General features: G+C 73.5%; 19 protein-coding genes. 8 read left to right on the forward strand and 11 right to left on the reverse strand.

The genetic code is table 11. The features are described 5' to 3' along the window. Window positions 1-49 precede the first annotated feature (49 nt). Together ACZ4W9_RS32385 and ACZ4W9_RS32390 are read left to right on the forward strand one after the other, a co-directional pair. Window positions 50-223 carry a hypothetical protein gene (locus ACZ4W9_RS32385; protein WP_467941762.1) on the forward strand — a complete coding sequence of 58 codons (174 nt, stop codon included), beginning with the start codon at window positions 50-52 and terminating at the stop codon, window positions 221-223. 146 nt (window positions 224-369) lie between these two features. After that, a complete protein-coding gene (locus tag ACZ4W9_RS32390; RefSeq protein WP_467941764.1) occupies window positions 370-1,197 on the forward strand; it encodes a DUF1963 domain-containing protein in 828 nt (275 codons plus the stop codon). Window positions 1,198-1,273: 76 nt separating this feature from the next. On the opposite strand, the gene ACZ4W9_RS32395 is transcribed toward ACZ4W9_RS32390, so the two are convergent. After that, window positions 1,274-2,152, reverse strand: a complete 879-nt coding sequence (locus tag ACZ4W9_RS32395) for an alpha/beta fold hydrolase (RefSeq protein WP_467941766.1) — start codon at window positions 2,150-2,152, stop codon at window positions 1,274-1,276. Window positions 2,153-2,263: 111 nt separating this feature from the next. Here ACZ4W9_RS32395 and ACZ4W9_RS32400 point away from each other — a divergent pair, with 111 nt between their 5' ends. Next, complete coding sequence (locus tag ACZ4W9_RS32400; protein ID WP_467941768.1) at window positions 2,264-4,213, forward strand: BTAD domain-containing putative transcriptional regulator; 1,950 nt, start codon at window positions 2,264-2,266, stop codon at window positions 4,211-4,213. Window positions 4,214-4,473: 260 nt separating this feature from the next. Beyond that, a complete protein-coding gene (locus ACZ4W9_RS32405) occupies window positions 4,474-4,680 on the forward strand; it encodes a hypothetical protein (RefSeq protein ID WP_467941770.1) in 207 nt (68 codons plus the stop codon). Window positions 4,681-4,795: 115 nt separating this feature from the next. Here ACZ4W9_RS32405 and ACZ4W9_RS32410 read toward each other — a convergent pair whose 3' ends face one another. After that, window positions 4,796-5,641, reverse strand: coding sequence for a nucleotidyltransferase domain-containing protein (locus tag ACZ4W9_RS32410; protein ID WP_467941772.1), 846 nt, complete (start codon window positions 5,639-5,641; stop codon window positions 4,796-4,798). 308 nt (window positions 5,642-5,949) lie between these two features. Beyond that, window positions 5,950-6,651: a TetR/AcrR family transcriptional regulator gene (locus tag ACZ4W9_RS32415; RefSeq protein ID WP_467941774.1), complete on the reverse strand. Its 702-nt coding sequence runs from the start codon at window positions 6,649-6,651 to the stop codon at window positions 5,950-5,952. Window positions 6,652-6,810: 159 nt separating this feature from the next. On the opposite strand from ACZ4W9_RS32415, the gene ACZ4W9_RS32420 reads away from it, so the two are divergent. Further along, a complete protein-coding gene (locus ACZ4W9_RS32420) occupies window positions 6,811-7,944 on the forward strand; it encodes an FAD-dependent oxidoreductase (RefSeq protein WP_467941776.1) in 1,134 nt (377 codons plus the stop codon). A gap of 17 nt (window positions 7,945-7,961) precedes the next feature. Here the strand turns inward: ACZ4W9_RS32420 and ACZ4W9_RS32425 are convergent, their stop codons facing one another. Then, entirely contained in the window at window positions 7,962-8,984 is a 1,023-nt protein-coding gene (locus ACZ4W9_RS32425) for an aldo/keto reductase (RefSeq protein WP_467941778.1), read from the reverse strand. A 205-nt stretch (window positions 8,985-9,189) separates the two neighbouring features. Between ACZ4W9_RS32425 and ACZ4W9_RS32430 the strand changes: the two genes are divergently transcribed. Continuing rightward, the gene (locus ACZ4W9_RS32430) at window positions 9,190-9,780 is read left to right on the forward strand and encodes a TetR/AcrR family transcriptional regulator (RefSeq protein WP_467941780.1); all 591 of its coding nucleotides are present in this window, start codon (window positions 9,190-9,192) and stop codon (window positions 9,778-9,780) included. An 18-nt stretch (window positions 9,781-9,798) separates the two neighbouring features. Here ACZ4W9_RS32430 and ACZ4W9_RS32435 read toward each other — a convergent pair whose 3' ends face one another. The 3 genes from ACZ4W9_RS32435 to ACZ4W9_RS32445 form a co-directional block, all read right to left on the reverse strand. Then, window positions 9,799-10,452: an HD domain-containing protein gene (locus tag ACZ4W9_RS32435; RefSeq protein WP_467941782.1), complete on the reverse strand. Its 654-nt coding sequence runs from the start codon at window positions 10,450-10,452 to the stop codon at window positions 9,799-9,801. 41 nt (window positions 10,453-10,493) lie between these two features. Beyond that, a complete protein-coding gene (locus ACZ4W9_RS32440; RefSeq protein ID WP_467941784.1) occupies window positions 10,494-11,147 on the reverse strand; it encodes a TetR/AcrR family transcriptional regulator in 654 nt (217 codons plus the stop codon). 230 nt (window positions 11,148-11,377) lie between these two features. Further along, window positions 11,378-11,869: a winged helix-turn-helix transcriptional regulator gene (locus ACZ4W9_RS32445; protein ID WP_467941786.1), complete on the reverse strand. Its 492-nt coding sequence runs from the start codon at window positions 11,867-11,869 to the stop codon at window positions 11,378-11,380. A gap of 93 nt (window positions 11,870-11,962) precedes the next feature. Between ACZ4W9_RS32445 and ACZ4W9_RS32450 the strand changes: the two genes are divergently transcribed. Further along, a complete protein-coding gene (locus ACZ4W9_RS32450) occupies window positions 11,963-12,460 on the forward strand; it encodes a tautomerase family protein (protein ID WP_467941788.1) in 498 nt (165 codons plus the stop codon). A 192-nt stretch (window positions 12,461-12,652) separates the two neighbouring features. On the opposite strand, the gene ACZ4W9_RS32455 is transcribed toward ACZ4W9_RS32450, so the two are convergent. The 3 genes from ACZ4W9_RS32455 to ACZ4W9_RS32465 all read right to left on the reverse strand — a co-directional run bounded on the left by ACZ4W9_RS32455 (window position 12,653) and on the right by ACZ4W9_RS32465 (window position 16,567). After that, the gene (locus tag ACZ4W9_RS32455; RefSeq protein WP_467941790.1) at window positions 12,653-13,684 is read right to left on the reverse strand and encodes a medium chain dehydrogenase/reductase family protein; all 1,032 of its coding nucleotides are present in this window, start codon (window positions 13,682-13,684) and stop codon (window positions 12,653-12,655) included. Between the two features lie 776 nt (window positions 13,685-14,460). Then, entirely contained in the window at window positions 14,461-15,345 is an 885-nt protein-coding gene (locus ACZ4W9_RS32460) for a glycoside hydrolase family 19 protein (RefSeq protein ID WP_467941791.1), read from the reverse strand. 325 nt (window positions 15,346-15,670) lie between these two features. Beyond that, complete coding sequence (locus tag ACZ4W9_RS32465; RefSeq protein WP_467941843.1) at window positions 15,671-16,567, reverse strand: glycoside hydrolase family 19 protein; 897 nt, start codon at window positions 16,565-16,567, stop codon at window positions 15,671-15,673. A 165-nt stretch (window positions 16,568-16,732) separates the two neighbouring features. On the opposite strand from ACZ4W9_RS32465, the gene ACZ4W9_RS32470 reads away from it, so the two are divergent. After that, window positions 16,733-16,882 (forward strand): hypothetical protein, encoded by a 150-nt coding sequence (locus ACZ4W9_RS32470; RefSeq protein ID WP_467941793.1) that lies wholly within the window; start codon window positions 16,733-16,735, stop codon window positions 16,880-16,882. Between the two features lie 235 nt (window positions 16,883-17,117). On the opposite strand, the gene ACZ4W9_RS32475 is transcribed toward ACZ4W9_RS32470, so the two are convergent. Continuing rightward, a complete protein-coding gene (locus ACZ4W9_RS32475; protein ID WP_467941795.1) occupies window positions 17,118-18,023 on the reverse strand; it encodes a phenylalanine 4-monooxygenase in 906 nt (301 codons plus the stop codon). Window positions 18,024-18,283 lie beyond the last annotated feature (260 nt).

Genomic DNA, 18,283 nt, shown 5'->3' on the forward strand with positions numbered 1-18,283 from the left:
ACATCCCCGGGGAGGGCTCCCTTCTCCGTACCCGCGGAAGGACCGTCCCATGACCACCACCCCCGTCCCGCCGGGCGACCGGCCGTCCCGGTTCCGTCGGTACGGCGCACGGACCCGCGGACAACACCGTGCCGCCGCGGCGCACTTCGTCCGCGGGCTCGCCTACGGCGCCGGGGTGACGCTCGCCGGTCTGCTCGGACACGGAATCCGCCACCTGCTGTGACCGCACCGCTTCCGATGGGCGCCTGCGGGCCGGACGCGGCACCCGCACGCCTCCGGGCGGTGAGCCCCACCGAGCCCCGCGGACTTCCCCGATTCCCCTGCCGGGTCGCTGAGTTGGCAGCGGCCGCCGCCCGTTAGGGTGACCCGGTGAGCGACGAGAGCGTGGACATGCCGGACCGCTTCCGGGCCGAGGCGGCGTCCTGCGGCCTGCCGGCGGCGGAGGTGGAGGAGTGGATCCGCGTCGCCCTGCCGGCGGTGTATCTGGCCGAGGGCGGTGACGGTCCGCTCGTGGCCCGGATCGGCGGCGACCCCATGCTGCCGTACGGCGTGCCGAAGCCGTCCGACCCCTTCGTGGCCTCAGTGGATCTCGCCGCCCTCCCACCGGGCGCCACCGGCCTCCCGCTCCCCCGCGACGGCCGCCTCCTCTTCTTCGCCGGCCCCGATGCGCACGGCGTCGGGGGACAGGTGCCCGACGCCGTGCTGTACGTCCCCGCCGGGACCCCGACGGTCCCGACTCCGCTCGCGCACGGCCGGCGCAAGCCGTACCGGTCACGAGAACTCCGCACGGTCTGGCATCAGTTGAGCCCTCAGATGCCGGAGAGCTTCGCCCTGGACACCTGGGGCGGCCTCCCCGACGAGGAGCAGTTCGAACTCGCCGACGAACTCGGCGACGCCTGGGCGCACGTGGGCGGTTACCGGCCTCCTTGGGCGCTCCAGATCGGCGGCCACCCGGTCTCGCCCCAGAACGACCCCGTCCACTACGCCCGCGATCCGGGGGCGGACGGCAGCTCGGAGAAGGGTGACGCGGTGGAGAACGGCTCCGTGAGCGAAGGTGACTGGGCTCTGCTGGCCACCTGGAGGTGCGGCGACGACGTCACGGAACTGGACTCCGGCGTGGCCCACTGGGTGATCCGGCGCCGGGACCTGGCGGCCCTGCGCTTCGACCGCGTGTACCGCTGCGTCGAGATGGCCTGACGGTGCCGGGCCGGTAAGGCGTCGCGGATCGCCCCGGACGCGAGGGGCCCTCCCCCGCCGCCCGCCCCCGGCCGGGTCAGCGGCGCAGCAGGTCCCGGATCGCTCCCGCGATCTCGTCCGGTGCCTCCTCGGCCATGAAGTGCCCCGCCCGGGTCAGCCGGTGGTCCAGGTCCGGCGCCCAGGCCCGCCACACCGCGGCGGCGTCGTAGCCCAGTCGGGCGCCCCAGTCCTGCTGGACGACCGTCACCGGCATGGCCAGCCGGGACCCGGCGTCGTGGTCCGCCTGGTCGTGGGTGATGTCGATGCCCGCCGAGGCGCGGTAGTCGGCGACGATCGACGGCACCGCCGCGGCACTCGCCCGCAGGTACGCGGCACGCACCGGTGCCGGCATGGCGGCCGGGTCGTTCGCCCAGGTGTCGAGGAACGAGCCGAAGTAGGCGTCCGCGCTGTTGGCGATCATCGTTTCCGGCAGGCCCGGCGGCTGCGCCATGAGGAAGAGGTGGTAGCCGACCGCCGCCGGGACGCCGTGCAGCACGTCCCACATGTCCAGCGTCGGCACGATGTCGAGGATGCCCAGGTGGGTGATCGTCTCCGGATGGTCCAGCCCCGCCCGGAACGCGACCAGGGCGCCCCGGTCGTGGCCCACGAGGGCGAAACGCTCGTGGCCGAGCGCCGCCGCCAGGGCGACCACGTCGGCGGCCATGGTGCGCTTGGCATACACCTCGGGGCCGGTGGCCGCCGGCTTGTCGCTGGCGCCGTAGCCGCGCAGGTCGGGACAGATCACCGTGTGCTCGCCGGCGAGCCGCTCGGCGACGTGCCGCCACATCAGGTGGGTCTGGGGGAAGCCGTGCAGCAGCACGACCGGACTGCCGCCGCCGCCGATGGCGGCGGCCAGTTCGACTCCGTCCGCGCCGGGCAGGCGGACATGGTCGAAGCCGGGGATGGTGAGCGTCATGAAGGGCCCTTTCCTGGGTCGCGTGGTCGACGGGGCCAGCGTGGACGACGGCGATCAGCAACCGATCAGTACGCCGCGGCGCGACGGCCGGGCGGCACGGAAGATGGGGGCATGCGAATCGACGTACTCGGCGCCGTGCGGGCCCTCCGTGCCGACGGCACCCCGGTCGACCTGGGCGGGCCCCGGCATCGGGAGGTACTCGGCCGGCTTGTCGCCGCCGGGGGACGGGTGGTCGCCACCGACACGCTCGTCGACGACCTGTGGGCCGAGCCGCCGGCCCGAGCCGTGGGCGCGTTGCGTACGTTCGTCGCCGCGCTGCGCCGCGCCCTCGAACCGGACCGGCCGCCCCGTACCCCGCCGCGCGTCCTCGTCACCGAAGGGTCCGGCTACGCGCTGCGCCTGCCGCGCGAGCACGTGGACGCCCACCGGTTCGAGGACGCCCTGGCGGGTGCCCGGCGCACCCCCGCCGCGGTGACCGGACTCGACGCGGCCCTCGCCGCCTGGCGCGGCCCCGCCTACGCCGACGTGACCGGCTCGGCATGGGTCCTGCGCGAGCGGGCCCGGCTGGAGGAACTGCGACTGGAGGCGGTGGAACTGCGTGCCCGCCTCCTCCTCGACTCCGGTGCGGGGGCCGGCCTCGTCGCGGACCTGGGTGCCCACGTCGCCGAGCATCCATGGCGCGAGCCGGCCTGGGGGCTGCTCGCCCGCGCGCTGCACCAGGCGGGTCGCCGGGCGGACGCGCTGGCCACCCTGCGCCGCGCCCGCACGATGCTCGCGGACCGGCTCGGACTCGACCCCGGGGCCGACCTCCGGCGCCTGGAGGCCGACATCCTCGGCGGGGCCGCGGCGCTCGGGCCCACGTCCACCGTGTGGACCGGCGGCGTGCGGCTCGGCCCGCGCACCACCGTGGACCTGGCCCGTACCCTCGCCCTGGCGGGCGGCGACGCCCTCGTGCACGCGCGGCGCGACCGTCTCGCCGCCGTCCAGGCGGCGGAACGCACCGGAGACGTCACCCTGACCGCCCGCGTCATCGGCGCCTACGACGTGCCCGCCCTCTGGAGCCGGGCCGACGACCCCGGACAGTCCCGCGCCGTCGTCGCGGCGGCCGAGCGCACGCTCGCCGCGCTCGGACCCGAGGGCCCCGCCGGACTGCGCGTGCGCCTCCTGGCCACGGTCGCCGTCGAGAGCCGCAGCGCCGATGCGACCGGCCCCGAGCGCGAGCGTGCGCGGCGGGCGGCGGACGCGGCCGAGGCGCTGGCCCGGGAGCTGGGCGACCCCGCGCTGCTGGTGTTCGCCCTCAACGGCGTGTTCCTCCAGTCCTTCGCCCGCCCCGGGCTCGCGGCGGCCCGGGACGCGACCGGCGCCGAGATCCTCGACCTGGCCACCCGGCACGACCTGCCGGACTTCGCCGTCCTCGGCCGGCTCATCCGCCTGCAATCCGCCTCCGCGCTCGGCGACCTCGACGCCGCGACCGCGCACGCGCGGGCCGCCGAGCAACTCGCCGTCCTCACCGAGGCACCCCTGGTCCCCGTGCTCACCGGCTGGTTCCGGGCGCGGGTCACGGCCGCCCGCAGCGGCGAGCCCGGCGGTCCGAGCGCCGCCACGGCCGCGGCGCACTACCGCACCGCCGAGGAAGCCCTCGCCGCCACGGCCGGCATGCCCGGACTGCACCGCGGCCTGTTCCCCCTGGCCCTCCTGGGTCTACGCCTCCTGCACGACCGCCCCGCACCCGCCGACCCCCGCCTCGACTGGGGCCCCTACGCCCCCTGGACCCGGCCCTTGGTCCTGCTCGCCCGGAACCGGGCCGAGGAGGCCCGTGCGGCCCTGCGCACGGCGCCCGTACCTCCGCCGGACCACATGCAGGAGGCCCTCTGGTGCCTGACCGCGCACGCCGCCGCCCGTCTCGGCGAACCGGCCATCGCCGCCCGCGCCGCGACGGCCCTGCGCCCCGCCCGCACCGAGCACGCCGGCGCCGCGAGCGGAATGCTCACGCTGGGCCCGGTGTCGCGGTACCTGGCGGAGGCGGAGGCATGCCAACAGCCGGGAGGGTTCCGGCGGTGACCGTTCCGAAAGGGGACAACCCTCTTGGCCTGAAGTCTGGTCGAGGTCTCACGACGGTGCGGTGACCGACGACGGAGTCATTCTGATCGACGCCTGGGAACTGCCTGCCCTAGGGCCGGATCGACGAGTCGACGGCGCGCAGGAGGGAGCGCGTCGGGCTCATACGCGACGCCCCCGGTTTCCGGGATGCATGGCTGCACCGCGGACTGGTCCCGCGGATCGACGAATTCCCGCCGTACTGGCTCGGCCGGGCGGAGCCGATGAGCAGGGCGTCCGGCTTCCGGGGCAGCCGGCTGTACCGTGCGGTCGACCCGGGCACTCGTTTCCAGTTGGTCGGCATCACGCACTGGGACAGCCCCGACGCGTGGCGCGCGGCGGACGACGACCCTCGCTTTTGGCAAGACCCGTCCGGCTCCCCCGGCTTCGCCACCGCCACGCCCGGACTCTTCCGGGTCGTCGCGTTCTGAGGGCGGGTGCGCTCCCGGTTCGCTGTCCGGCAGCCGGTGGGCAGCAGGACGGGCTGTCCGGTGGGGTCGTCGGTGCCGGAGCACGGCGGCCGGATCTCAGGGGCGGAGCCGGGGGTCACCGCGCCGGCTCACCGCACACCTCGGCGGTCAGCCGGTCGGCGGCGTCGAGTGCGGCGTCGAGCGTCTTCGGAGTCGTGCCGAGGGCGGAGAACAGCCCGTGGGCCCGGTCGGCGAAGTCCGCCGGGGCATGGGGGAGTTCTCCCGCGGCCCGCACCGCGCCCTTCTCGTTGAGGACCCAGCACCGGGCGTGGGCGTGGAGGGCGTGTACGAGAAGCCCGACCGCGCGGAAGAGGCAGCCGGCGACGAAGAAGGCGTCACCGCGAGCCGCCCCCTTGCGGGCGCCGGCCAGGATGAACGGCGCCTCCCATCGCGCGTTGGCGATGAGCGCTTCGCGCAGCGGCTCGGGGTAGCTGCGCGTCCGCTCCCGCAGGCCGCGCAGTTCGCCGGTGGGGTCGGCGAAGACGCGCCCCAGGGCCAGCTCGCCGACGTAGGCGTGGGAGTAGACGCCCAGGGGGTGGCCGGGCTGGGTCCCGATCTCGAACCGCCCGGCGCGGCACTGCTCCCAGACGCGGTGGACCCGGTCCAGGTCCCGGTAGATCCAGTCGACCCGGTGGCCGTCGACGGTCAGCCAGGCACCACCGTCCACCCACGGTCCCCAGCCGCCCGGCTCGGTCACCTCCACCGCCTCACCGGTCAGTTCGGCGGCGAGCACCCGCAGGGCGGCGGTGTCGAGCGGCGGCCGATAGTACAGGCCGAGGTCGAAGTCGGAGCCGGGACCGTGCGTTCCGCTCGCCCGGCTACCCCCCAGGCACACCCCGACGATCCCGCCGACACCGGCCAGCCGACCCGCGATCTCCGCCAAGCGCTCCACGCCCCTCAGTCTGCCGGGACCGATCACCATGCGCGACCGGATTACCCGGCACCGACACGGCGTAGTCCCTCGCCGTCGACGCCGGTCCGTGTGGTGGTGCCGAGCCTCCTCGATCTCGCGGACGAGGGCGCCCGGCGACGACGCGCCGGGCTCGGCACGTCCGCCGACGACGCCCCGGCCGGGGAGAGCCGCGGTCGGGACTGCGTTTCCGGGCGAAGGCGCGGCCGTCCTGACCGGGGACGACCGCTCCGACCGTCCATGTTCGCGGCGGCGGACACGAGCACACCTGTGTCGTCGTCCACCGTCACGTGGTGCCGGTCGTCCGGCGTGTCCTTGGCTCAGGGCCGTGCCCGGCCCCCGGTCCCGCAGGCGGTGATTCCCGCGAGGATGAGGTCGATACCGGCGAGGAACTCCTCCCGGTCGTCGTGCTCGCGCAGTTGTCCGGCCACGTCGCGGGTGAACGGGTACCGGTCGGGGTCCAGCTCCGCCCACGCGGTCGCCGTGGCGTCGAGGAACGCGGTCCGGTCGGTGTCCGGCCGTGCCGCCCGGGTGTTGGCGGCGTTCTGGCCCGCCACTCCGACGATGTAACCCATCAGGGCGGACGCCGCGGTGAACCGGGCGGCTTCGGGTACGCGGAGCGCCTGCACCTGGCGTCCGATGCGTTCGAAGACCGGCAGCATCGGCGACCGCCCGGGCGTGCGGGGGAGCCGGGCGAGCAGCGTCCCGACCCATGGGTGGGCGTCGATCGCGTCGAACACCCCGAGCGCGAGGGCGCGGATCGTTTCCTGCGGCGTCGCGCCGGTGTCCTGACCGGCGACGACGGTGGCCACGACGGCGTCGGTCGCGGCGACGAGCAGTTCGGTCTTGCCCGTGACGTGCCAGTAGATCGCTCCCGGGCCCGTCTCGAGGCGCTCGGACAGGGCGCGGAACGTGAGCCCGCCCTCGCCGACGGTGTCGAGGAGTTCGACGGCCGCGGTGACGATGCGCTCCCGGGAGAGCGGTTCCTGCCGTCGTTCCGGACGGCGCTTCCTGGTGGCCATGCCGTCGATCCTAGACGGACTGGAACACCATTCCAGCTTGACAAGGTCTGGAACGGCATTCCAGTCTGGAAGAGGTCTGGAACAGCGTTCCAGTCCCCTGCCGGGTGCGCTTCCTCCTGGGGCCCCGCCCCGGCGGCCCGCGATCAGAAAGGACGCACCATGACCACTCCGGTCACGATCATCGGCGCGGGGCTCGGCGGACTCACGCTCGCCCGTGTCCTCCACGTCCACGGCATCCCGGCGACGGTCTACGAAGCCGAGACCTCCGCGACGGCCCGCGCCCAGGGCGGTCTGCTCGACATCCACGAGCACAACGGGCAGCTCGCGCTGAAGGCGGCCGGGCTGTACGAGGAGTTCCTCGGCATCATCCACCAGGGCGCCGAAGCCTCCCGGGTCCTCGACAAGGACGGAAGGGTCCTGCTGGACGAGCCGGACGACGGTACCGGCGGGCGGCCCGAGGTGCCCCGCGGCGCCCTCCGGCGGATCCTGCTCGACTCGCTGCCCGCCGGCACGGTCCGCTGGGGACGCAAGGTGACGGGCGTGCGGCCCCTCGGGAACGGCCGGCACGAGGTGGTGTTCGCCGACGGGGCGACCGTGACGACCAGCCTGCTGGTGGGCGCCGACGGGGCGTGGTCACGGGTGCGTCCGCTGCTGTCGGACGCCGAACCCGAGTACGTCGGCACCTGCCTGGTCGAGACCTACCTGTTCGACAGCGACTCCCGCCACCCGGCCAGCGCCCGGGCCGTCGGCGACGGTTCGCTCTTCGCGCTCGCCCCCGGCAAGGGGATCTCCGCCCACCGCGAGCCGGACGGAGTCCTGCACACCTATGTGACGCTCACCAAGCCACGGGAGTGGCTGGACGCCATCGACTTCGGCGACCCCGCGGGGGCCGTCGCCCGCATCGCCGCGGAGTTCCACGGCTGGGCCCCGGAACTCCGCGCCCTGATCACCGACGGCGAGACCCCACCGGTCCCCCGCACCGTCAACGCCCTGCCGACGGGGCACCGTTGGAAGCGCGTGCCCGGTGTGACACTGCTCGGCGACGCCGCCCACCTGATGTGTCCGTCCGGCGAGGGGGCCAACCTCGCCATGTACGACGGCGCGGAACTGGGCAACGCCCTCGCCGCGCACCCGTACGACACCGAGGCCGCGCTCGCCTCGTACGAGGGCGCCCTCTTCCCGCGCGGCGCCGCCGCTGCCGCCATGGCGTCCCGCGTCCACGCCCTGTGCCTCGACGCCGGCGCCCCGCACAGCCTCGTCGCCTTCTTCACCTCGCACGGGCAGGCCGGCTGAGGCACCGGCGCCCCGGCTCAGCGGCGGCGCCGCAATGACGGGTCGAGCAGCGCGGGCGGGGTGTCGAACTTCTCCTGGGGGGCGAGGTCGGTGCCGGGGGCGACGACGGCGTCGACGGCGTCGAGCACGTCGGCGGACAGTACGGTGCCTGCGGCGGCGAGTTGCGCATGCAGGTGGTCGAGCGTGCGGGGCCCGATGAGGGCGCTGGTCACGCCCGGGTGGGCGGTGACGAAGCCGAGCGCGAGCTGGATCATCGTCAGGCCCGCCTCGTCGGCGACCCGGGCGAGTCGCTCCACGGCGTCCAGCCTGGCCCGGTTCGCGGGGACGCGGGTGTCGAAGCGTTCCGGCATGAACGTCGCGCGGTGGGTGGTGACGTCCCGGCCCCGGCGGACCGCGCCCGACAGCCAGCCGGAGGCCAACGGGCTCCAGGCCAGCACGCCGAGCCCGTACTCCTCGGTCACGGGCAGCACGTGGGCCTCGATCCCGCGCTGAAGGATCGAGTAGCCGGGCTGCTCGGTGACGTAGCGGCCGAGGTGGTGCTCGCGGGCGGCCCACTGCGCCTGGACGATCCGGTAGGCGGGGAAGGTGGAGGAGCCGAAGTAGCGGATCTTCCCGGCGCGTTGCAGGTCGGTCAGGGCCGACAGTGTCTCCTGGTCGTCGGCGCTCGGGTCCCACCGGTGGATCTGGTAGAGGTCGACGTGGTCGACGCCGAGGCGGCGCAGGCTGTCGTCGAGCGCGGTGACCAGCCAGCGGCGCGATCCGCCCCGGCGGTTGGGGTCGTCGCCCATCGGCATGGCCGCCTTCGTGGCCAGGACGATGTCGTCGCGGCGGCCGGCGATGGCCTTGCCGACCATCTCCTCCGACTCGCCGTCGCCGTACATGTCCGCGGTGTCGATGAGATTGACGCCCGCCGCCAGGGCGGCGTCGACGATGGCGGTGGCCTCGTCCTGGGTGGTGCGCCCGATCCTGCCGAAGTTCATCGCGCCGAGCGCGAGTGTGCCGACCTGTACTCCGGTACGGCCCAGGGTGCGGTACTGCATGAGCGTGTCTCCTCGATCGGAAGGAAGGGCGAGCGTGCCGGCACGGAGCCGTGGACGGCCCGGACGGCCGGGGCGTGGAGGGGGGAGGGCAGGCTTGGTCGCCGGGCGTCCGCTCTGCCATCATGGGCAAGCGGAACCTTGTTCCGGAAGAACGATACGGAACATGGTTCCGTTTCTGCAAGTGGTGAGCGGAAGGAGCGGCGCCGTGAGCGAGAGCGACGAGGGTGCCGGGCGCACGGGCCCGTCCCGGCGGAAGGACGCCCGGCGCAACAAGGAGGCCCTGCTGGACGCGGCCGCCGCGGTCTTCGTCACGGCGGGCGTGGAGGCACCGGTGCGGGACATCGCGGCCAAGGCCGGTGTCGGGGTCGGCACCATCTACCGCCACTTCCCGACCCGGGCGGACCTCATCGTCGCCGTCTACCGGCACCAGGTCGACGCCTGCGCGGACGCCGGTCCCGCCCTGCTGGCGACGAGCGCGACGCCCTATGCCGCGCTGCGCCAGTGGATCGGCCTCTTCGTCGACTTCCTGGTCACGAAGCACGGGCTCGCCGGCGTGCTGCGGTCGGACAACGCCGGCTTCGACACCCTGCACTCCTACTTCCTGGACCGTCTGCTGCCGGTCTGCACGGAGCTGCTCGACGCCGCCGCCGGGGCGGGTGAGATCCGCTCCGGCATCGAGGCGTACACGCTCATGCGCGGCGTCGGGAACCTCTGCGTCGGGGCGGAGAGCGACGACCGCTACGACGCACGGCGCCTGGTCGATCTCCTCGTCGCCGGCCTGGGCCGGACCCGCTGACCACCGGCCGGGAGGAGGTCAGGGGCGGGGCGGGGCGCTCCTCGACCAGCCGCGCGCCTCGCCCTCGTCGATGAGGTGCCGCCCGGCCTTCCACAGCGAGGAGGACGCCTCCCCGATCACCGCCTTGCGGGCGCGGACATCGTCCGCGGTGACCCCCGGGGTGCGCCAAGTGCCGCCGCGCGCCATCCAGTTGAGCAGCAGCGGCTGCAGCCGGTCAATCGCCTTGGCGAACCTGGCCTCGGGGGTGCGGCGTTCCTCGAACTCGTCCCACAGGGAGCGCATCCGCCGCGCCTGGTCGTCCGGAAGCAGGCCGAACAGCTCGTCGGCCGCGGCGACTTCCCGTTCGCGCTGATCGACACCCGCGGCGCTGTCGTAGAGCGGAGTGTCCCCGGCGTAGATCTCCACCAGATCGTGCAGCAGCACGAGCTGGACCGTGTGCCCGACGTCGATGGGCTCGTCGGAGTGTTCGGCGAGGATCACCACCATCATCGCCAGGTGCCACGAGTGCTCCGCGTCGTTCTCACGGCGGTCCGCGGCGGCCAGAGGCGACTGTCGCAGGATGGTCTTGAGCTGGTCCACCTCCACGAGGAAGGTGAGTTGGGCGCGCAGTCGTTCGTCGAGGCCGTCGGGGAAGGGGGTCTTCTCCGCGAGCAAGCGGCGTTCATCACTCATGCGCCCATCGTGGCACGCGGGACACGGTCGCGCCGCTCCCGTCAGCGGTCCGCGACGGAGTCCGCCTCGGCGTCGTAGAGCCGGGCCGGGTCGAAGCGCATGCCGGTGAAGTGGCCCGCGAGTTCGAGGGACAGGGTGCCGTGCAGACGGGTCCAGAACGCGAGGGCGCGGCGCAGGGCCCGGGGCGGGGCCGGGTGCCCTGCGGCCCAGGCACGGTGTTCGTCCAGATGCGTCTCCAGCGGTGACGGCGGCACGTCGGGGAGGCTCTCGGCGGTGCAGGCGTCGAGGATGACGGCCATGACCTCCGAGACGATCCGAGTGGTGTCGTCGGGGGCGCGGTAGCCGGGCACGGGGGTGCCGTAGACGAGGAAGTAGCGCTGAGGGTCGGCCAGGGCCCACTCGCGCAGGGCGTGCGCGAGGTCGCGCAGATCGGTGCCGGCCTCGGCGCGGGCGCGGAAGGTGTCGGCCAGGCTGCGGTAGGCGTCCGTGATGAGCGCGGTGATCAGCTCGTCGCGGCCGGCGAAGTAGCGGTACAGGGCCGGTCCGCTCATGCCCATCCGCTTGGCGATGGCGTTGAGGGAGAGCGCGGACGCCCCGGCGGTCGCGATCTGCTCCCAGGCGTGCTTCTTGATCTCCTCCCGCACCTGGGCGCGGTAGCGCTCCCTGGGAGTGGTGCTCGCATCCGGCTTGCCCACGGTCCGCCTCTCTCCCTGTCCCGGTGATCGTTCCGTTAGAGGCTATCACGGGAGCTATTGACCATCACTCAACCGTGGAGTCACAAGCTGTAGCGAACACGGGAGTTCGCGCACACACCGGAGTGGCCGGGGCGGCAGCATCCGGCGTTTGCGCCATGGCCCGAGCGCCGGCCCCACCCGCCCGGATCACGCTTCTCGCGAGGCGAGGCGCCGAGCACCGTCCCGGGGTCTCAGGAACCTTCCACGAAGCGTGCGCCCGGCCCGGGCGTGCGGCAGACGTCTTCCGGGGCGAGGTGGCTGTGCCCCGCGGCGCACTCGAGGACGACCTTGACCGGCTCGCCGCAGGAGCTCGCGTCGTCGACGGGCCGGTGCCGGACGATGACCGACGGACCCTGCGGGTCGGCGAGGTACGCGTCGCCCCATTCCAGGAGCGCCACGAGCGTGGGCCGCAACGCCCGGCCCTGCTCGGTGAGTTCGTAGGCGAAGCGCTGTCGGTCCCCGGGCTCCCGATAGGGCACGCGGCGCATCACTCCCGCGGTCACCAAGGTCTCGAGCCGAGTCGCCAGGAGATTTCTGGCGATCCCGAGGCGGGAGTGGAACTCCCCGAACCGGCGTGCGCCGTCCAGCGCCTCACGAACGATCAGCAGCGACCAGCGCTCCCCCACCACCGAGAGGGCGCGTGCCACCGAGCAGTTCACCGGGTCGATTCGCCGCGTCTCCATGGGACGAGTGTACCCCCTGGGTTTACAAGCTGTACTTAGCCCTCGTAGGCTCCGTCCTGAGTTGAAAAAATAAACTCACGAGGGAGACCGACCATGCCCATGCTCGACGTGTACCTTCCCGAGGGCGCGCTCCAGCCGGACGCCGAGACGGCGCTGCTGAACCGCATCACCGAGATCCTCGTCCGCAACGAGGGATTCGACCCCGCGGACCCGGTGAGCCGTTCCGCCTCCTGGCTCTGGCTGCACCGACCGGCCGGCGTCTACGTCGGCGGAGAACCCGCGGACGCACCTCGCTACAAGGTCGTCCCGTCCGTCCCCGAGGGCCAGCTCGACGAGCGGAAGCGGGCGAGCGTCATCGCCGAGGTCACGGAGGCGATCCTCGACGCGGAGAACGGTGCCTGGCCGCGGGACGCCAGCCGGATCTGGGTATTCCCCACCGAGATTCCCGAGGGTCACTGGGGCGGCCGGGGCCGGATCAGGCCGCTCGCGACGATCCTCGCCCGGCTCACCGGCGGCGACACCAAGCGGGCCCGTACGCTCGCGCGGGAGCGGATCGCCGCCAGCCGGGCCGAGCACGCCCGTTTGCCCTGACGAGCGGTGGACTGGGCCCCGGTGCGGTTGAGTCGTCGAGCACGAACGCGATGCGGATCCCGGTCGGGGAAGGGTGGGGCTGGAGGCCGGGCGGGCCGCACTCGTCCAGGCGGAAGACGACTTCAGGCGCACCCTCCTCCGGAAGAGGAGTGCGATCGTCGGGGGGATGCGTGTGTGCCAGCGCTTGATGCGTCAGGCGCGCAGGACGACCTTTCCGGCGACGGTACCGGACTCGGCCAGCCGCATCGCTTCGGCGACTTCGGCGAGGGGCAGCTCGGCGGCGATCCGGGCGGTGATCTCCCCCCGCCGCAGGGCTTCGAAGACCTCGGTGAGGTCGTTGCGCAGCCGGGCCCGGAAGCGGTCGCGACGCAGGGCGCGGCCGGCCCAGACGTTGAAGAAGCAGGCGTGGCGGCGGTTGGGCAGGGCGTTCCACAGCCAGACCCGGGCCAGCAGCTTGAGGACGGGCCACTGCTTGGAGCCTTCGTCGTCGCGGGTGGAGGCGCTGCCGTAGGAGACGAGCGTCCCGCCGGGGGCGAGCAGGCTCCAGGAGTCGACGATGCCGCGGCCGCCGACGTGGTCGAAGACGGCGTCCACGCCGCGCGGGGCGAGTTCCCGGACACGGGCGGGGATGTTCTCGGTGCGGTAGTCGATCGGGGTCACCCCCTGTTCCCGCAGGGCGGCATGGTGACGTGCGGAGGCCGTCCCGATCACCCGCGCGCCCGCGGCCCGGGCGAGTTGGACCAGGACGGACCCCACGCCCCCGTTGGCGCCGTGCACCAGAACGGTCTGGCCGGCGCGCACCCGGGCCTTGCGGTGCAGCATCTGCCAGGCCGTGATGCCGTTGATCACCACGGTCTCCGCTTCCGCGGCGCCTATCCCGTCCGGGACGGGCACCAGATCGGCGGCGTCGAGGATCACGTGGCTGGCCCATCCGCCCACCTTCAGCAGCGCGGCCACCCGTGTGCCGACCAGGTCCGCGTCGACACCCTCACCGGTCGCCGCCACGGTGCCGACCAGGTCGTAGCCGGGGACGAACGGGAAGGGCGGCTGGTCGTAGTAGCGACCGCGGCGCATCTGCTGCTCCGCGAAGGAGACACCGGTGGCTTCCATACGGACTACGACCCGGCCCGGACCGGCAGTCGGAACGGCCCCGTGCCGCACCTCGAGCCCCTCCGGCTCGACCCTGCCCGGCAGCACGACCTCGATCATCGTTTCGGCGTTCATGAGACCTCCCTCGACCGGCAGCTCCGTTAGCGACTGCCGCTTTCGTTAGAAGTTATAACGGCAAGAGCGAGTGATGGTCAAGAACGTTCGTAATAGGGTCTAACCGTGAGCCAGTGCCGGACGTTCGCCTCGGCCGCCGCCGGCAGCCGGGCGTGCCGAGATCGAGGAAAGTGCCTGGGAACGGATCGCGGTCGCCGGGGCGCCGGGTCCACCCCTCGACACCATCGCCGAGCAGGCGGGGATGAGCGGCCCCGCGCCGCACCGGTACTTCGCCGGCCGGGACGAACCGATCCGCACCGGGTGCCGATCCGTCCGGCCTCGGGCGCGCACTGCCCGTCCGGGCACCGGCCGATCCCGAGCGCCACTTCCCCGGCAGGCGGGGCCTGGGAGGGGTGGGCGATGAGGTCCGCGCGGCCGGCCCGTACGCAGTGCCCGGGGCGCCGGGGCCAAGGGCAAGCCGGCCACCGCCGACGGCGTCCTGGCCACCGTGCTCTACGTGCGCGGACTCGGCACCCGCGAACCCACGAAGGCCGGATAGACATGGGGAGGTTCCGGCGGGGGCGGGGGATGCCGCCGGGCGTCCCGGAACAGGCGGGCGGACCGCCTGGCGTCACGGACGCCGGGCAGCCGGCGGCAGCGGCTCACAGGGGTGGTCGCCGGCGTCGGCCACCGGCGTCCGCCTCGGCGCCGGGGCGCGTGCCGCCCGCGGGAAACGAATCGGGGGCGTACCCGTCCGCCGACGGGCACGACCCCTCCTCCTCGCGGTGGGTCCGAGTTCAGCAGCTCAGGTTCGAGCCGGGCGTGGTGCCGAGGATCTGGACGAACGCCTGGTACTTGCTGATACGGCTCTGGACCTGGGCGGGGTTGCCGCCGTTGCACTCCAGGCTGCCGTTGATGGAGCGGATGGTCTCACCGAAACCGGCGCCGTTGACCATGGCGTTGTGGGCCGTCATGGTGCCGGGGCCGGACTGCGTGTTCCAGTACCACAGGCCGGTCTTCCAGGCCACGGCGGCGTTCTGCTCCACCTGCCAGGGGTTGCCCAGCAGGTCGATGCCGAGGGCGTCACCGGCGGCCTTGTAGTTGAAGTTCCAGCTGAGCTGGATGGGACCGCGGCCGTAGTAGGCGGCCTGGCCGGCCGGACAGCCGTACGACTGGGTGGTGTCGCAGTAGTGCGGGTAGTTGGCGGTGTTCTGCTCCACGATGTAGACGAGACCGCCGGTCTCGTGGCTGACGTTGGCGAGGAACGCCGCCGCCTCCTGCTTCTTCACCGTGTCGCTGCCGGTGTTGGCGAAGGCCGGGTAGGCGCTCAGCGCCGCCTTGAGGCCGCTGTAGGTGTAGAAGGAGTTCCGGTTCGGGAACATCTGGTTGAACTGCGACTCGCTGACGACGAAGCCCGAGGGGTCGGGCTGGCCGCCGCCGCCCGCCCCGCAGACGCCCTGATCGGCCCAGACGTCCGAGGCGCCCGGACGCTCGTTCTGTGTCCACCACTTCGCGGTCCAGTTGTGCCCGTTGTACGAGGCGGAGCCGCCGCCCGTGTAGACGGACGAGGCGTTCCAGGCGGGCGCGCAGGTGGCCGCGGCGGCCGTGGCGGCGGGGAGGAAGACGAGCGTCGCGACGACCGCCACGAGGGCGGCCAGCAGGCTCATGACACGTTTGATCACGCGATCAGCTCCTTCGGCGCGGTGTCGCCGACGGGCGACACCGCCATGGGGGGCCACCACACTCAGCCAGGTGGTCTGAACCTGTCAAGGTCTAGACCAAAGGTCGTCCGGGACCCGCCGCCGCGCGAGGACGCTCCGCAGGAGTGCCGGCCACGTGCCCGCCACGCTGTCAACTGGGCCGATTCCGCCCGCTGTTCGGGATGAGGGCCGTGTGCGGCGCGTCCGCGCGCGATACATCTTCGGACACGCACCCGAGGAGGAAACCGGCAGTTGAAGCGGGCCGTGTTGCTGTCCGCCGCATGAACAAGAGCGACAAGCGGCCGCGTCAGCAGGTGAGCCCGGACCCCGGTGCCGTACCGACGATCGCGGTGATCCGCTCGTACCGGGCGACCCTCGACGCCACCGACTCCGGGTTGCCGCCGTCGCACTCCAGCGCGCCGTTGAGGGAGCGGATGGTCTGGCCGAAGCCCGCGCCGCCGACCATCGCCTCGTGGGAGGTCATCGTGCCGGGACCGTTCTGGGTGTTCCAGTACCAGAGGGCGGTCTGCCAGGCCACCGACGGGTCGCGCTCCACCATCCACGGGTCGTGCAGCAGGTCCAGGCCGAGCGCGTCACCGGCGGCCTTGTAGTTGAAGTTCCAGCTGAACATGATCGGGCCGCGGCCGTAGTACGCCTCCCGCCCCGCCGGGCAGCCGTAGGGCCGGCTGTCGTCGCACTTGCGCCAGTAGTTGGCCTCGTTGATCTCCTTGACGTACCGCAGCCCGACCGACTCGAAGTCCGCGTGCGTCAGGAAGGCGGCGGCCTCCCGCGCCCGGGTCTGCGGCGTACCCGTGTTGGCGAAGCCCGGATAGGCGTGGAGCGCGTCGATCAGCCCCTGGTACGTGTAGAAGGGGTTGCGCTCCGGGAAGATCGTGTCGAACTGCGCCTCGCTGATGACGAAGTCCGACACCCCTCCGACACAGGCGCCCCGGTCCGCCCAGACGCCGGTGGCGCCCGGATTCTCGTTCCGCGTCCACCACTTGGCGCTCCAGTTGCGCCCGTGGTGGGAGACGGTGCCGCCGGACGGGTAGGCGGTGGTGGCGCTCCACGACGGCGCGCAGGCGGGCGCGTCCCCGGCCGCCGCCGCGGGCGCGGCGGTGGCGACTCCGGCGGCGGCGGGGAGGAAGGCGGCCGAGGCGACGACGGCGCCCAGTACGGTCAGGAACCTCTTGATGCGTTTCAGCGCTGCTCACTCCTTCGACGCGGCGCGCCGAGCACCTCGGCGGGCCCCCATCACGTGCCGGTCACTCAATCCCTGCTGGTCTGGACCTGTCAAGGCCATGACGGCCCGTCAACCCGTCGGCCCGGCCGACTTCTTGACCGTCTGGGGGCGAACGGGAGGGATGAGGTGGACCTGGCGCGCTCCGGCGGCGGCCGGAACGTCGTCGTCAGGCTCGTGCGGTCCGGGCTCGCCACGCAGCCCGAGTTCCGCGGATGTCACGGGCGGGAGATCGCGGCAGCCCGCCAGGGCGGCGGGATGTGGACGGCGCGCGGCTGACGGCGCGGCGCGGGCATCCCCTGGACCGGACCCGCGGCCGGCGAGGGGCTGCGCATCGACGGCGTCCTCGTGCGCACCGGGGAGACACACACCGGCGCCCGGGTCGCCGCGGATGTTCCCCCCGCGGCCACGTTGCCGCGCAGGAGCCCGCAAGCGCGGCCGCGCGAACGAAGGACCGCGGCCGAGGCCCGTACTCACGGCCGGCAGCGGCACCGGCCCCGGGCCGGGGTGCCCGTCAGCGGCCGGCGGTACCGGTCTCCCCCGAGCCCGGGGCCGGGGCCGGGCGCCGGCGTGGTTCGCCGCCGTCGTCGAGGTCCTCCAGGAAGGCGGCCAGGGTGTCGTTGACCTCGTCCAGGGTGCGGGCGCTGAACAGGACCGGCTGGTAGCCGCGGATGTCGTACGGGGTGGCGAGCATGGCGTCGATGTCGAGCGGCCGGACGTCGGCCTCGTGCAGCCGGCCGATCTCGCCGAAGGAGGAGAGCAGGGCCGCGCCGTACGCCTTCGGGGTCCCGCCCTCGTCGAGGACGCCGTACTCCAGGGTGAACCAGTACACGTCGCTGATCATCTGCAGCACGTCCTCGCGCTCCACCCGCATCGCCGCCTTTCCGATCAGGCGGTAGATCCGGGCGAAGGCGGGCGAGGCGAGGTGGATGCCGTGGCCGAAGACGTCGTGGATGACGTCGGGCTCCGGGGTGAACAGCGGTACGGCGGGGTGGCGGACGAACTGCACGGCGTGGAAGTAGCCGTCCGCCATCGATCCCAGGAACCGCTTGTTGGCGACCACTCCCCCGGCGAGGGTGAAGTCGAAGCCCGTCAGCCGCCGCAGCCGCGCGCCGACCTCGGCGTGCTGCGGGATGTGGTCCGCGGGGATCGGGGCGCACTCCCTGGCGTCGAGGGCGGCCCGGCACGCGTGCTCGCCCTGGGCCCTCCACAGTGCCCGGTGGACGGTGCGCCAGGTTCTCTCCTCGCTCGCGGTGTAGTCCACCGTCGGGGACGGGTCGCCGACCCGGTGGCCCCGGGCCAGGGCGGCGATCGCCCGGCGCCGGGGCAGATAGTCCGGATCGCCGAGCCCGGGGTGCTCGCCGGCCTCGCCCAGTCGGCCGTCGGCCGCGACGGGCGTTCGCACCTGGGTGCCGCTCATGAACCGATCGTTCCTTCCCGGTCCTGGTCGGTCTGGCGCAACTCGCGAAGGCCGCCGGCCTGGTGCGGCGCCGCCTCGCCGCCCGGCCGGCGGGAGGGGGGCCGGGTCGGCGGTCCGGGGCGCGGCCCCGCGCGGTCGCCCGGGCATCACCCGGGGCGTCTCGGATGTCGTGGCCGCGCCTCGCGACGGCCGGCGCCTGGCCGGCCGATCGGCGACGAGTTCCGGACCGACTGTTCAGCTGGCTCACTCGTACGAGTGCA

This window comes from Streptomyces sp. NPDC029296 (assembly GCF_055569255.1).

Coding starts and splice junctions, on each gene's coding strand:
- ACZ4W9_RS32385 (WP_467941762.1), top strand. CDS start 50: ATGACCACCACCCCCGTCCCGCCGGGCGACCGGCCGTCCCGGTTCCGT.
- ACZ4W9_RS32395 (WP_467941766.1), bottom strand. CDS start 2,152: ATGACGCTCACCATCCCCGGCTTCGACCATGTCCGCCTGCCCGGCGCG.
- ACZ4W9_RS32400 (WP_467941768.1), top strand. CDS start 2,264: ATGCGAATCGACGTACTCGGCGCCGTGCGGGCCCTCCGTGCCGACGGC.
- ACZ4W9_RS32405 (WP_467941770.1), top strand. CDS start 4,474: ATGAGCAGGGCGTCCGGCTTCCGGGGCAGCCGGCTGTACCGTGCGGTC.
- ACZ4W9_RS32410 (WP_467941772.1), bottom strand. CDS start 5,641: ATGGTGATCGGTCCCGGCAGACTGAGGGGCGTGGAGCGCTTGGCGGAG.
- ACZ4W9_RS32415 (WP_467941774.1), bottom strand. CDS start 6,651: ATGGCCACCAGGAAGCGCCGTCCGGAACGACGGCAGGAACCGCTCTCC.
- ACZ4W9_RS32420 (WP_467941776.1), top strand. CDS start 6,811: ATGACCACTCCGGTCACGATCATCGGCGCGGGGCTCGGCGGACTCACG.
- ACZ4W9_RS32425 (WP_467941778.1), bottom strand. CDS start 8,984: ATGCAGTACCGCACCCTGGGCCGTACCGGAGTACAGGTCGGCACACTC.
- ACZ4W9_RS32435 (WP_467941782.1), bottom strand. CDS start 10,452: ATGAGTGATGAACGCCGCTTGCTCGCGGAGAAGACCCCCTTCCCCGAC.
- ACZ4W9_RS32445 (WP_467941786.1), bottom strand. CDS start 11,869: ATGGAGACGCGGCGAATCGACCCGGTGAACTGCTCGGTGGCACGCGCC.
- ACZ4W9_RS32450 (WP_467941788.1), top strand. CDS start 11,963: ATGCCCATGCTCGACGTGTACCTTCCCGAGGGCGCGCTCCAGCCGGAC.
- ACZ4W9_RS32455 (WP_467941790.1), bottom strand. CDS start 13,684: ATGAACGCCGAAACGATGATCGAGGTCGTGCTGCCGGGCAGGGTCGAG.
- ACZ4W9_RS32475 (WP_467941795.1), bottom strand. CDS start 18,023: ATGAGCGGCACCCAGGTGCGAACGCCCGTCGCGGCCGACGGCCGACTG.